The sequence below is a fragment of the Pseudomonas sp. PA-1-3F genome, from assembly GCF_021609665.1.
Taxonomy (GTDB): domain Bacteria; phylum Pseudomonadota; class Gammaproteobacteria; order Pseudomonadales; family Pseudomonadaceae; genus Aquipseudomonas; species Aquipseudomonas paracarnis.
Genome location: NZ_WJZD01000001.1, coordinates 56,657 through 68,646, shown reverse-complemented (window position 1 = coordinate 68,646; position 11,990 = coordinate 56,657). Strand labels below are relative to the sequence as shown.

The following is an 11,990-nucleotide window of genomic DNA, read 5'->3' as shown; positions in this document are numbered from 1 at the left end:
CTCTATAGGTAGGCGGCGTGGGCCGCTTCAAGACTGCCTTGGGCACGCAGGATCAACTCGCAGAACTCGCGGGCGGCACCCTCGCCGCCACGGGCGGTGGTGATGCCATGGGCGTGTTCGCGGACAAACGCCGCGGCATTTGCGACGGCCATGCCCAGGCCCACCCGGCGAATCACCGGCAGGTCTGGCAGGTCGTCGCCCAGATAGGCGACTTGTTCATAGCTTAGGTTGAGTTGGCCAAGAAGCTCGTCCAGCACCACCAGTTTATCCTCGCGGCCCTGATACAGGTGAGGAATACCGAGGTTTTGTGCACGGCGTTCCACAACCGGTGTTTTTCGACCGCTGATAATTGCGGTTTGCACGCCCGTTGCCATCAGCATCTTGATGCCTTGGCCGTCGAGGGTGTTGAAGGTCTTGAATTCGCTGCCGTCTTCGAGGAAGTACAGGCGGCCATCGGTCAGCACGCCGTCAACGTCGAAAATCGCCAGCTTGATGTCTTTACCGCGTTGCAACAGGTCGCTGTTCATTTACATCACTCCTGCGCGCAGCAAGTCGCCAAGGTTAAGGGCCCCGATCGGCCGGTCATCGTCGTCGACCACGATAAGAGCGCCTATGCGGTGATCTTCCATGATTTTCAACGCTTCGGCCGCGAGCATTTCGGCGCGCGCGGTCTTACCGTGAGGGGTCATCACTGCGTCGATGGTCGCGGTATGGATATCAATGGTGCGGTCCAGGGTGCGACGCAGGTCACCGTCGGTGAATATCCCTGCCAGTCGGCCATCGGTTTCGACGATGGCAGTCATGCCCAAGCCCTTGCGGGTCATTTCCATCAGCGCATCCCTGAGCAGGGTGCCGCGTGGAACGCTCGGCAGCTCGGCGCCGCGATGCATGACATTTTCCACTTTCAGCAGCAGGCGACGGCCCAGTGCGCCACCCGGATGGGAAAATGCGAAGTCCTCGGCCGTAAACCCGCGGGCCTCCAGCAGTGCCACCGCGAGGGCATCGCCCATTACCAGCGCGGCGGTAGTGGAGGAGGTGGGCGCCAGGTTCAGCGGGCAGGCCTCATGGGCTACGTGCACGTTCAGGTTGACGTCGGCGGCCTTGGCCAGCGTTGACTCAGGGTTGCCAGTGAGGCTGATCATCTGGATGCCCAGGCGCTTGATCAGCGGCAGCAGGGTCACGATTTCGTTGGTAGTACCGGAGTTGGACAGGGCGAGGATCACGTCGTCCTTGGTGATCATGCCCATGTCGCCGTGGCTGGCTTCGGCCGGGTGCACGAAAAACGCGGTGGTCCCGGTGCTCGCCAAGGTCGCTGCGATCTTGTTGCCAATGTGGCCGGACTTGCCCATGCCGACCACCACAACGCGGCCCTTGCTGGCCAGAATCATCTCGCAGGCGCGCACGAAATCCGCGTCGATATGCGCCAGCAAGCCCTCTACGGCTTCAAGCTCAAGGCGTATGGTGCGTTGTGCGGATTGAATAAGGTCGCTGGATTGGCTCATGTCTGAAATCGTATAGCCTGACGAAAAGTCGGCGATTATAGCGGTAATGATCAATTCCCTCACGCAAGTTCGTCAGGCTTTGTGCGCGGGATAACTGAAAACCACCGTCGGTAACATAGCAAGCAACGTTTTTTCCCTGTCTCAAATCTGAACCAGCGCTGTTCCGGCCTTGGGGGCTCTGTACCAGCAGTGATATAGTTCGCCGCCAGTTCGGTCCGCCCAACCCATGTGCTCAACTATTGCGCATCTGTTGAAAACCAAAGTCGCACACATGGTGTCTGAGTGAAAGGCTGCATCCCAAGGAGATTAGATGAGTGCCGATAACGCCTACGCGGTCGAGCTGAAGGGTCTTACCTTCAAGCGCGGTACGCGCAGCATCTTCAATAACGTCGATATTCGCATTCCTCGCGGCAAGGTCACGGGCATCATGGGGCCCTCCGGTTGCGGCAAGACCACCCTGTTGCGCCTGATGGGCATGCAATTGCGCCCCAGTGCCGGGGAAGTGTGGGTCAACGGCCAGAACCTGCCAACGCTGTCGCGTAGCGATCTGTTCGATGCGCGCAAGCATATGGGCGTGCTGTTCCAGAGCGGCGCGCTGTTCACCGACCTCGATGTGTTCGAAAACGTAGCCTTCCCGCTGCGGGTGCACACCCAGCTGTCCGATGAGATGATTCGTGACATCGTGTTGTTGAAACTGCAGGCCGTAGGGCTTCGCGGCGCCATCGACCTGATGCCGGACGAGTTGTCCGGCGGCATGAAGCGCCGTGTCGCCCTGGCGAGGGCGATTGCCCTCGACCCACAGATCCTCATGTATGACGAGCCATTCGTGGGTCAGGACCCGATCGCCATGGGCGTGTTGGTGCGCCTGATCCGTCTGCTCAACGATGCATTGGGGATCACCAGCATCGTGGTTTCCCACGACCTGGCCGAAACCGCGAGCATCGCCGACTACCTGTATGTAGTGGGTGATGGTCAGGTGCTGGGGCAGGGTACGCCTGAAGAGTTGATGAACGCCGATAACCCGCGCATTCGCCAATTCATGACCGGCAACCCCGATGGCCCGGTGCCTTTTCACTTTCCGGCAGCGGACTACCGCTCAGATCTTCTGGGGAAGCGCTGATGCGCAAGACATCTCTTATCGAGAAGGTTCGCCTTTTCGGTCGCTCGGGCATCGACATCGTCGAAGTGCTGGGGCGTTCGACCATTTTCCTGTTTCACGCCTTGCTGGGGCGCGGCGGTATCGGCGGCGGCTTTGGCCTGCTGGTCAAGCAGCTGCACTCGGTGGGGGTGATGTCCCTGGTGATCATCGTGGTCTCCGGCGTATTCATCGGCATGGTGCTGGCGCTGCAGGGTTTCAATATCCTGTCCAGCTACGGCTCGGAGCAGGCGGTAGGGCAGATGGTGGCCCTGACCCTGTTGCGTGAGCTTGGCCCGGTGGTTACCGCCTTGTTGTTCGCGGGGCGTGCAGGTTCGGCGCTGACCGCTGAAATCGGCAATATGAAATCCACTGAGCAGCTGTCCAGCCTGGAAATGATCGGCGTGGACCCGCTCAAGTACATTGTTGCCCCGCGCCTGTGGGCCGGCTTCATTTCCCTGCCACTGCTGGCAATGATCTTCAGCGTGGTGGGTATCTGGGGTGGTTCGTGGGTGGCGGTTGACTGGCTGGGCGTCTACGACGGCTCCTACTGGGCCAACATGCAAAACAGCGTGACCTTCACCGGTGACGTGCTCAACGGCATCATAAAGAGCATCGTCTTTGCCTTTGTGGTGACCTGGATTGCCGTATTCCAAGGCTATGACTGTGAGCCCACTTCAGAGGGGATCAGCCGTGCCACTACCAAGACCGTTGTATACGCCTCGTTGGCGGTACTGGGCCTTGACTTCATTTTGACCGCCTTGATGTTTGGAGATTTCTGATGCAAAACCGCACTGTGGAAATCGGTGTCGGCCTTTTCTTGCTGGCTGGCATCCTGGCTTTACTGTTGCTGGCCCTGCGAGTCAGCGGCCTTTCGGCCAGCCCTACCGCCGATACCTATAAACTTTACGCGTACTTCGACAATATCGCCGGTTTGACGGTCAGATCCAAAGTGACCATGGCCGGTGTCACCATCGGCAAGGTCACGGCAATCGATCTGGATCGCGACAGCTTTACCGGTCGGGTGACGATGCAACTGGACAAGAAGGTAGATAATCTGCCAACTGACTCCACGGCATCTATCCTCACTGCGGGTTTGCTGGGCGAAAAGTACATCGGGGTCAGCGTGGGTGGGGAAACAGCCCTGCTCAAGGATGGTTCGACCATCCACGACACACAGTCGTCGCTGGTGCTCGAAGACCTGATCGGGAAATTTTTGCTCAATACGGTCAATAAAGACGCTAAATGAGGAATCTGTTCATGATCTCTACCTTGCGACGTGGCCTGCTGGTACTGCTTGCAGCATTGCCGATGATGGCCAACGCGGCAGGTTCTGCCCACGATTTGGTACAGGACACCACCAGCAAAATGCTGGCTGACCTCAAGGCTAATAAAGAACAGTACAAGCAAGACCCTTCCAGGTTCTACAACGCGCTCAACACGATCGTTGGCCCTGTGGTCGATGCTGAAGGCATCTCCAAAAGCATCATGACGGTCAAATATTCGCGCAAAGCTACGCCTGCGCAAATGCAGACGTTCCAGGAAAACTTCAAGAAGGGGCTGTTCCAGTTCTACGGTAACGCTCTGCTGGAATACAACAACCAGGGCATTATCGTTGATGCGCCCAAGGACGAGTCGGGCGGCCGTGCCGAAGTCGGGATGAAAGTCTCCGGCAGCAATGGCGCCGTGTACCCTGTGTCCTACACCCTGACGAAGATCAACGGTGAGTGGAAGCTGCGTAACGTGATCATCAACGGTATCAACATCGGCAAGCTGTTCCGTGATCAGTTCGCCGACGCGATGCAGCGCAATGGCAACGATCTGGACAAGACCATCAATGGTTGGGCCGGTGAAGTGGCCAAGGCCAAGGAAGAAACCGATAAAGCTGCCGGGAAGCCTGCGCAATGACCGAGTCGGCTGTTCGTATCGGCGACGCCGGCGAGCTGTTCCTCAGCGGCGTGCTGGATTACCGCACCGGGCCTGACCTGCGCAAGCAGGGCCAGGCGCTGATCAAGGCCAGCAAGGCGCCAGAGCTGGTGCTTGATTGCTCGGCGGTGACCAAGTCCAGCAGCGTCGGCCTGTCGTTGTTGCTGTGCTTCATGCGTGATGCCGAGGCGGCGAAAAAGCCGGTAAGCATCCGTGCGTTACCAGAAGACATGCGCGAAATTGCCGAAGTTTCCGGTTTGACCGAGCTGCTGGCGCATCCCTGATACACATTATTAAAGAAGCCCCCCGTCAGAGTCCTGCTATGCGGGGTTCGCAGGCGCGGGGCTTTTTTGTATGATGTGCGACCCGTGCGCACTGGGCGCCGATAGAGGTTGAGCATGCAGGCCCTAGAAGTTAAGAGCTTCCTTGAAGGAAAGCTGCCTGAAACGACTGTAGAAGTCGAAGGCGAAGGCTGCAATTTCCAGCTGAACGTGATTAGCGATGAACTGGCGGCATTGAGCCCGGTCAAGCGTCAGCAGCAGATCTATGCCCATTTGAACCCATGGATCACCGATGGCAGCATCCATGCGGTCACTATGAAATTTTTCAGCCGCGCGGCCTGGGCCGAGCGCACCTGAGCCCCCAAGGCGTCGAGATTCTTATGGATAAATTGATTATTACCGGCGGTGCCCGCCTTGATGGCGAGATTCGCATTTCCGGTGCGAAAAACTCCGCCTTGCCGATCCTGGCAGCGACCCTGCTGTGCGATGGCCCGGTGACTGTGGCCAACCTGCCGCACCTGCACGACATCACCACCATGATCGAGTTGTTCGGTCGCATGGGCATTGAGCCGGTGATCGACGAGAAGCTGGCCGTCGAAATCGACCCACGCACCATCAAGACCCTAGTCGCTCCGTACGAACTGGTGAAAACCATGCGTGCGTCGATCCTGGTGCTGGGCCCCATGGTTGCCCGTTTCGGCGAAGCCGAAGTAGCCTTGCCTGGCGGTTGCGCCATTGGTTCGCGTCCGGTCGACCTGCACATCCGTGGCCTTGAGGCCATGGGCGCAGTCATCGACGTCGAAGGCGGCTACATCAAGGCCAAGGCGCCGGAAGGCGGCCTGCGCGGCGCGAACTTCTTCTTTGATACCGTCAGCGTCACCGGTACCGAGAACATCATGATGGCCGCTGCCCTGGCCAACGGTCGCAGCGTGTTGCAGAACGCCGCACGCGAGCCGGAAGTGGTCGACCTGGCCAACTTCCTCAACGCCATGGGCGCGAAGGTTTCCGGTGCTGGCACCGACACCATCACTATTGATGGTGTAGAGCGTCTGCACACCGCCACCTACAAAGTCATGCCTGACCGCATCGAGACCGGTACCTACCTGGTTGCCGCTGCCGTGACAGGTGGCCGTGTGAAGGTCAAGGACACCGATCCGACCATCCTGGAAGCCGTCCTGGAAAAACTCAAGGAAGCCGGCGCAGAGATCACCACCGGCGAAGACTGGATCGAGCTGAACATGCACGGCAAGCGGCCAAAAGCCGTCAACGTGCGTACCGCTCCGTACCCGGCGTTCCCGACCGACATGCAAGCGCAGTTCATCTCCTTGAACGCGATTGCCGAAGGCACCGGTGCCGTGATCGAGACCATCTTCGAAAACCGCTTCATGCACGTGTATGAACTGCACCGCATGGGCGCCAAGATCCAGGTCGAAGGCAACACCGCCATCGTCACCGGGATCGACAAGCTCAAGGGCGCGCCAGTAATGGCAACCGACCTGCGTGCCTCGGCCAGCCTGGTAATCTCGGCACTGTGCGCCGAAGGTGACACCCTGATCGACCGCATCTACCACATAGACCGTGGTTACGAGTGCATCGAAGAGAAACTGCAGATGCTCGGCGCGAAGATTCGCCGCGTACCGGGCTAGTCCCTGTTTGTGGCGAGGGAGTTTGCTCCCGCTGGACTGCGTAGCAGTCCCGCTCTTCGAGGGCCGCTTCGCGTCTCAGCGGGAGCAAGCTCCCTCGCCACAGTTTGTTGTTGACTGGTTTGTTTCAAATCGAGGCTGTCATGGCCTCGATCTGTGTCTGGCGCCGTTTGCGACCGGACAGCAATAGCCTGATGAAGGACTGACATTTCCCATGTTGACCATCGCACTGTCCAAGGGCCGCATCCTTGACGACACGTTGCCGCTTCTGGCTGAAGCGGGCATCGTGCCGACCGAGAATCCGGACAAGAGCCGCAAGCTGATCATCCCCACGACCCAGGACGACGTGCGCCTGCTGATCGTGCGGGCTACCGACGTGCCGACCTACGTTGAACATGGCGCCGCCGACCTGGGTGTTGCCGGCAAGGACGTGCTGATGGAATACGGCGGCCAGGGCCTGTACGAGCCCCTGGACCTGCGCATCGCACTGTGCAAGCTGATGACCGCCGGCCGCGTCGGTGATGTCGAACCCAAGGGCCGCCTGCGGGTCGCCACCAAGTTCGTCAACGTTGCCAAGCGCTATTACGCCGAACAGGGCCGTCAGGTCGATATCATCAAGCTCTACGGCTCCATGGAGCTGGCACCGCTGATCGGCCTGGCTGACAAGATCATCGACGTGGTCGACACCGGCAACACCCTGCGCGCCAACGGTTTGGAGCCCCAGGATTTTATCGCTGACATCAGCTCCCGCCTGATCGTCAACAAAGCATCGATGAAGATGCAGCACGCCCGTATCCAGGCGTTGATCGACACCCTGCGCAAGGCAGTGGAGTCTCGACACCGCGGTTGACTCCCCCGCGTAGCTGAAGAGCTACGCCCGTCTATCCGCCTCATAGCCAGAATTCTCAGGTGCCCAAGCGGAAACGACTGCTAGTTTAGGGCGCCTGAGTTTTTGCCAATTCTATTGAGGCCCTCGCTATGACCACGTCCACTGCAATTGCCCGACTCAACGCTGCCGACCCGGATTTCGCCCATCATCTGGATCATCTGCTGAGCTGGGAAAGCGTGTCCGACGACTCGGTCAACCAGCGGGTGCTCGACATCATCAAGGCCGTGCGTGAGCGCGGTGATGCAGCGCTGGTGGACTTCACCCGCCAGTTCGACGGCTTGGACGTGCAGTCCATGGCTGACCTGATCCTGCCGCGTGAACGCCTGGAGCTGGCGCTGACGCGCATCACCGCACCGCAGCGCGAAGCCCTCGAAGTCGCTGCGGCGCGGGTACGCAGCTATCACGAAAAGCAGAAGCAGGACTCCTGGAGCTACACCGAGGCCGACGGCACTGTGCTGGGCCAGAAGGTCACGCCGCTGGACCGCGCCGGTCTGTACGTGCCGGGCGGTAAGGCGTCGTATCCATCGTCGGTGTTGATGAATGCGATCCCGGCCAAAGTCGCAGGTGTGACCGAAGTGGTCATGGTGGTGCCGACCCCGCGTGGCGAAATCAACGAGCTGGTGCTGGCTGCCGCCTGCATCGCCGGTGTGGACCGTGTGTTCACCATCGGTGGCGCCCAGGCCGTTGCAGCGCTGGCCTATGGCACCGAAAGCGTGCCGAAGGTCGACAAAGTGGTCGGCCCCGGCAATATCTACGTCGCCACCGCCAAACGCCATGTGTTCGGCCAGGTCGGTATCGACATGATTGCCGGTCCTTCCGAAATCCTCGTGGTGTGTGACGGCCAGACCGACCCGGACTGGATCGCCATGGACCTGTTCTCCCAGGCGGAGCACGATGAAGACGCCCAGGCGATCCTGGTCAGCCCCGATGCCGAGTTCCTCGACAAGGTCGCCGCCAGCATCAATAAGCTGCTGCCGACCATGGAGCGTGCCGAGATCATCGAGAAGTCGATCAACGGCCGTGGTGCGCTGATTCTGGTGAGTGACATGGAGCAGGCCATTGAAGTGGCCAATCGCATCGCACCGGAGCACCTTGAGCTGTCCGTAGCGGACCCACAGGCCTGGTTGCCATCGATCCGTCACGCTGGGGCGATCTTCATGGGCCGTCACACCAGCGAAGCCCTGGGTGACTATTGCGCCGGCCCCAATCACGTGTTGCCAACCTCCGGTACTGCGCGTTTCTCGTCGCCGCTGGGGGTGTACGACTTCCAGAAGCGCTCGTCGATTATCTTCTGCTCGCCACAAGGCGCTTCCGAACTGGGCAAGACCGCCTCGGTGCTGGCCCGTGGTGAATCCCTCAGCGCGCACGCACGCAGCGCTGAATACCGCATCGTCAAGGGAGAGTAAGGCATGAGCAAATTCTGGAGCCCTTTCGTCAAAGACCTGGTGCCTTACGTACCCGGTGAGCAACCGAAGCTGACCAAGCTGGTCAAGCTCAACACCAACGAAAACCCCTACGGCCCATCGCCCAAGGCGCTGGCGGCAATGCAGGCCGAGTTGAACGACAACTTGCGCCTGTACCCGGACCCCAACAGCGACCTGCTCAAGCAGGCCGTGGCCAGGTATTACGGGATCGATGCCGGCAAGGTGTTCCTCGGCAACGGTTCCGACGAAGTCTTGGCGCACATCTTCCATGGTCTGTTCCAGCACGATCTGCCGCTGCTGTTCCCGGACATCAGCTACAGCTTCTACCCGGTGTACTGCGGCCTGTACGGCATCACGTTCGACTCGGTGCCACTGGACGAACAGTTCCAGATTCGGGCCACTGACTATGCCAGGCCCAACGGCGGGATCATCTTCCCCAACCCTAACGCGCCCACCGGGTGCGTACTGGGGCTGGACGCGGTGGAGCAGATCCTCAAGGCCAGCCCGGATTCGGTGGTGGTGGTCGATGAAGCCTATATCGACTTCGGTGGCGAAACTGCCATCAGCCTGGTCGACCGTTACCCGAACCTGCTGGTGACACAGACCCTGTCCAAATCACGCTCACTGGCCGGTTTGCGTGTGGGCCTGGCCGTGGGTCACCCAGACCTGATCGAAGCGCTGGAGCGGGTCAAGAACAGCTTCAACTCCTACCCGTTGGATCGGTTGGCGATTGTTGGCGCGGCGGCCGCGTTTGACGACCGTGAATACTTCGAGAAGACCTGCCAGTGGGTGATCGACAGCCGCAACCAGGTCGTCGCGCAATTGCAGGGCAAGGGGTTTGAGGTATTGCCGTCGGCAGCGAACTTCATCTTTGCGCGTCGCCCGCGGCATGACGCTGCAGGGCTGGCCGCCAAGTTGCGTGAGCAAGGGGTGATCGTGCGGCACTTCAAGCAGGAGCGGATTGCTCAGTTCCTGCGCATCAGCATCGGGACACCGGAGCAGAACCAGGCGCTGATCGATGGGCTCGGCGAGCTCTGACAGACGCTGAAAATCAAATGTGGGAGCTGGCTTGCCTGCGATGACGGTGTAACAGTCGACCTATCTGTCGTTTGATACACCGTCATCGCAGGCAAGCCAGCTCCCACACTGATTTGCGTTTAGTCAGTTACAGCAGCGGCTCATCCGGCTTCTTGTTCTTCCAGCCATCATTGCCCGGCAGCAACAAATTCAAACCAATCGCCACCACCGCACACAGGGCGATGCCCTTGAGGCCGAAATCATCCGGGCCGGTGCCGGTACCGACCAGCACACCGCCAATCCCGAACACCAGCGTTACCGACACAATCACCAGGTTGCGCGCCTCGCCCAGGTCGATCTTGTGGCGAATCAGCGTGTTCATCCCCACCGCGGCAATCGAGCCGAACAGCAGGCACAGAATCCCGCCCATCACCGGCACCGGGATACTCTGCAGCAGTGCGCCGAACTTGCCGATGAATGCCAGGCTGATGGCAAACACTGCCGCCCAGGTCATGATTTTCGGGTTGTAGTTCTTGGTCAGCATCACGGCGCCGGTCACTTCGGCGTAGGTGGTGTTTGGCGGGCCGCCAAACATGCCGGCAGCCGTGGTGGCGATACCGTCACCCAGCAGCGTGCGATGCAGGCCAGGCTTTTTCAGGTAATCGCGGCCGGTCACGCTGCCTACCGCAATCACACCACCGATATGCTCGATCGCCGGGGCCAGTGCTACCGGGACGATAAACAGGATGGCCTGCCAGTTGAACTCCGGCGCGGTGAAGTGGGGCAGGGCGAACCACGGCGCAGCGGCGATTTTCGCCGTGTCGACCACACCAAAGTAGAACGACATGGCAAAACCCACCAGCACGCCGGAAATGATCGGCACCAGGCGGAAAATCCCCTTGCCGAACACCGCCACGATCAAAGTGGTAAGCAGCGCTGGCATCGAGATCAGCATCGCCGTCTGATAGTGGATCAGCTCGGCACCGTCGCCAGACTTGCCCATGGCCATGTTGGCGGCAATCGGCGCCATGGCCAGACCGATCGAGATAATCACTGGGCCAATCACCACGGGCGGCAGCAGCCGGTCGATAAAACCGGTGCCCTTGACCTTCACGGCCAGTCCCAGGAACGTATAAACGAAACCCGCCGCCATCACGCCGCCCATGGTCGCCGCCAGGCCGAACTGGCCCTTGGCGAGAATGATCGGGGTGATGAACGCGAAGCTCGATGCCAAAAATACCGGCACCTGCCGCCCTGTCACCACCTGGAACAGCAACGTGCCCAGGCCTGCGGTAAACAGCGCGACGTTTGGATCAAGACCTGTGATCAGCGGCATCAACACCAACGCGCCAAATGCTACGAAGAGCATTTGTGCGCCAGACAGGATCTGGCGCCAAAGCGGGTCGTTGAATTCATCCTGCATGCTCACGCGTCCTTCTGCTTGGTGCCGAAGATCTTGTCACCGGCATCGCCCAGGCCCGGAATGATGTAGCCGTGTTCATTCAGGCGCTCATCGATGGATGCGGTGTAGATCTGTACATCCGGATGGGCCTTCTCGACGGCGGCGATGCCTTCGGGCGCGGCCACCAGCACCATGGCGCGGATGTCCCGGCAACCGGCTTTTTTCAGCAGGTCGATGGTGGCGACCATGGAACTGCCGGTGGCGAGCATCGGGTCGATGATCATGGCCAGGCGCTCGTTGATTTCCGGGACGAGTTTTTCCAGGTAGGTGTGGGCCTGCAGTGTTTCTTCATTGCGGGCTACGCCCACGGCGCTGACCTTGGCACCCGGGATCAGGCTGAGTACACCTTCAAGCATGCCGATACCGGCGCGCAGGATCGGTACCACGGTAATTTTCTTACCGGCGATTTTCTCCACTTGTACGGGACCGGCCCAACCGGGGATCTCGTAGGTTTCCAGGGGCAAATCCTTGGTGGCTTCGTAAGTGAGCAACGCTCCGACTTCCTGAGCAAGCTCACGGAAGTTCTTCGTGCTAATGTCGGCACGGCGCATAAGGCCGAGTTTGTGTCGGATCAGCGGGTGGCGGATCTCGCGAGTGGGCATAGGAAAGGCTCCGGCGGCGGGCAAAAAAACCGGCCTAGATTAATCTATCCGAGGGTGTTGTCCTATAGACATCAAGTACGTTAGTCCATAAAGGCTTGATTGGAGCGCA

At 59.9% G+C, this 11,990-nt stretch carries 14 protein-coding genes; 10 read left to right on the top strand and 4 right to left on the bottom strand.

What is annotated here, in order from left to right:
- Positions 1–2 precede the first annotated feature (2 nt).
- On the bottom strand, positions 3–527 hold the full coding sequence (locus GIV26_RS00335; RefSeq protein ID WP_236279305.1) for a KdsC family phosphatase: 525 nt from the start codon (positions 525–527) through the stop codon (positions 3–5).
- Positions 528–1,502 carry a KpsF/GutQ family sugar-phosphate isomerase gene (locus tag GIV26_RS00330; protein ID WP_034126314.1) on the bottom strand — a complete coding sequence of 325 codons (975 nt, stop codon included), beginning with the start codon at positions 1,500–1,502 and terminating at the stop codon, positions 528–530.
- A 310-nt stretch (positions 1,503–1,812) separates the two neighbouring features.
- Here GIV26_RS00330 and GIV26_RS00325 point away from each other — a divergent pair, with 310 nt between their 5' ends.
- From GIV26_RS00325 to hisC, 10 genes are all read left to right on the top strand, one after another.
- Positions 1,813–2,622 (top strand): ATP-binding cassette domain-containing protein, encoded by an 810-nt coding sequence (locus GIV26_RS00325; RefSeq protein ID WP_003188590.1) that lies wholly within the window; start codon positions 1,813–1,815, stop codon positions 2,620–2,622.
- Entirely contained in the window at positions 2,622–3,419 is a 798-nt protein-coding gene (gene mlaE / locus GIV26_RS00320) for a lipid asymmetry maintenance ABC transporter permease subunit MlaE (RefSeq protein WP_003188592.1), read from the top strand. The genes GIV26_RS00325 and mlaE overlap by 1 nt, the downstream gene beginning before the upstream one ends.
- Complete coding sequence (mlaD, locus tag GIV26_RS00315) at positions 3,419–3,886, top strand: outer membrane lipid asymmetry maintenance protein MlaD (RefSeq protein ID WP_003188593.1); 468 nt, start codon at positions 3,419–3,421, stop codon at positions 3,884–3,886. The genes mlaE and mlaD overlap by 1 nt, the downstream gene beginning before the upstream one ends.
- An 11-nt stretch (positions 3,887–3,897) precedes the next feature.
- A complete protein-coding gene (locus GIV26_RS00310; protein WP_236279304.1) occupies positions 3,898–4,545 on the top strand; it encodes an MlaC/ttg2D family ABC transporter substrate-binding protein in 648 nt (215 codons plus the stop codon).
- The gene (locus GIV26_RS00305) at positions 4,542–4,847 is read left to right on the top strand and encodes an STAS domain-containing protein (protein ID WP_003188596.1); all 306 of its coding nucleotides are present in this window, start codon (positions 4,542–4,544) and stop codon (positions 4,845–4,847) included. Before GIV26_RS00310 ends, GIV26_RS00305 begins: the two co-directional genes overlap by 4 nt.
- Positions 4,848–4,961: 114 nt before the next feature.
- Positions 4,962–5,201 carry a BolA family protein gene (locus GIV26_RS00300; RefSeq protein WP_003188597.1) on the top strand — a complete coding sequence of 80 codons (240 nt, stop codon included), beginning with the start codon at positions 4,962–4,964 and terminating at the stop codon, positions 5,199–5,201.
- Positions 5,202–5,224: 23 nt separating this feature from the next.
- Positions 5,225–6,490 (top strand): UDP-N-acetylglucosamine 1-carboxyvinyltransferase, encoded by a 1,266-nt coding sequence (murA, locus tag GIV26_RS00295; protein WP_034126315.1) that lies wholly within the window; start codon positions 5,225–5,227, stop codon positions 6,488–6,490.
- Positions 6,491–6,701: 211 nt separating this feature from the next.
- The gene (hisG, locus tag GIV26_RS00290) at positions 6,702–7,337 is read left to right on the top strand and encodes an ATP phosphoribosyltransferase (protein ID WP_003188599.1); all 636 of its coding nucleotides are present in this window, start codon (positions 6,702–6,704) and stop codon (positions 7,335–7,337) included.
- Positions 7,338–7,465: 128 nt separating this feature from the next.
- Positions 7,466–8,782 carry a histidinol dehydrogenase gene (gene hisD, locus GIV26_RS00285; protein WP_034126316.1) on the top strand — a complete coding sequence of 439 codons (1,317 nt, stop codon included), beginning with the start codon at positions 7,466–7,468 and terminating at the stop codon, positions 8,780–8,782.
- 3 nt (positions 8,783–8,785) lie between these two features.
- Positions 8,786–9,838 (top strand): histidinol-phosphate transaminase, encoded by a 1,053-nt coding sequence (hisC, locus tag GIV26_RS00280; protein WP_236279303.1) that lies wholly within the window; start codon positions 8,786–8,788, stop codon positions 9,836–9,838.
- Between the two features lie 127 nt (positions 9,839–9,965).
- On the opposite strand, the gene GIV26_RS00275 is transcribed toward hisC, so the two are convergent.
- Together GIV26_RS00275 and upp are read right to left on the bottom strand one after the other, a co-directional pair.
- The gene (locus GIV26_RS00275) at positions 9,966–11,240 is read right to left on the bottom strand and encodes a uracil-xanthine permease family protein (protein WP_003188606.1); all 1,275 of its coding nucleotides are present in this window, start codon (positions 11,238–11,240) and stop codon (positions 9,966–9,968) included.
- Positions 11,241–11,242: 2 nt separating this feature from the next.
- Complete coding sequence (gene upp, locus GIV26_RS00270) at positions 11,243–11,881, bottom strand: uracil phosphoribosyltransferase (RefSeq protein ID WP_003188608.1); 639 nt, start codon at positions 11,879–11,881, stop codon at positions 11,243–11,245.
- Positions 11,882–11,990 lie beyond the last annotated feature (109 nt).

What these genes read in the sequence shown, in the direction of transcription:
- GIV26_RS00335 (WP_236279305.1), bottom strand. Translation starts at nt 527, where the DNA reads ATGAACAGCGACCTGTTGCAACGCGGTAAAGACATCAAGCTGGCGATT.
- GIV26_RS00330 (WP_034126314.1), bottom strand. Translation starts at nt 1,502, where the DNA reads ATGAGCCAATCCAGCGACCTTATTCAATCCGCACAACGCACCATACGC.
- GIV26_RS00325 (WP_003188590.1), top strand. Translation starts at nt 1,813, where the DNA reads ATGAGTGCCGATAACGCCTACGCGGTCGAGCTGAAGGGTCTTACCTTC.
- mlaE (WP_003188592.1), top strand. Translation starts at nt 2,622, where the DNA reads ATGCGCAAGACATCTCTTATCGAGAAGGTTCGCCTTTTCGGTCGCTCG.
- mlaD (WP_003188593.1), top strand. Translation starts at nt 3,419, where the DNA reads ATGCAAAACCGCACTGTGGAAATCGGTGTCGGCCTTTTCTTGCTGGCT.
- GIV26_RS00310 (WP_236279304.1), top strand. Translation starts at nt 3,898, where the DNA reads ATGATCTCTACCTTGCGACGTGGCCTGCTGGTACTGCTTGCAGCATTG.
- GIV26_RS00305 (WP_003188596.1), top strand. Translation starts at nt 4,542, where the DNA reads ATGACCGAGTCGGCTGTTCGTATCGGCGACGCCGGCGAGCTGTTCCTC.
- GIV26_RS00300 (WP_003188597.1), top strand. Translation starts at nt 4,962, where the DNA reads ATGCAGGCCCTAGAAGTTAAGAGCTTCCTTGAAGGAAAGCTGCCTGAA.
- murA (WP_034126315.1), top strand. Translation starts at nt 5,225, where the DNA reads ATGGATAAATTGATTATTACCGGCGGTGCCCGCCTTGATGGCGAGATT.
- hisG (WP_003188599.1), top strand. Translation starts at nt 6,702, where the DNA reads ATGTTGACCATCGCACTGTCCAAGGGCCGCATCCTTGACGACACGTTG.
- hisD (WP_034126316.1), top strand. Translation starts at nt 7,466, where the DNA reads ATGACCACGTCCACTGCAATTGCCCGACTCAACGCTGCCGACCCGGAT.
- hisC (WP_236279303.1), top strand. Translation starts at nt 8,786, where the DNA reads ATGAGCAAATTCTGGAGCCCTTTCGTCAAAGACCTGGTGCCTTACGTA.
- GIV26_RS00275 (WP_003188606.1), bottom strand. Translation starts at nt 11,240, where the DNA reads ATGCAGGATGAATTCAACGACCCGCTTTGGCGCCAGATCCTGTCTGGC.
- upp (WP_003188608.1), bottom strand. Translation starts at nt 11,881, where the DNA reads ATGCCCACTCGCGAGATCCGCCACCCGCTGATCCGACACAAACTCGGC.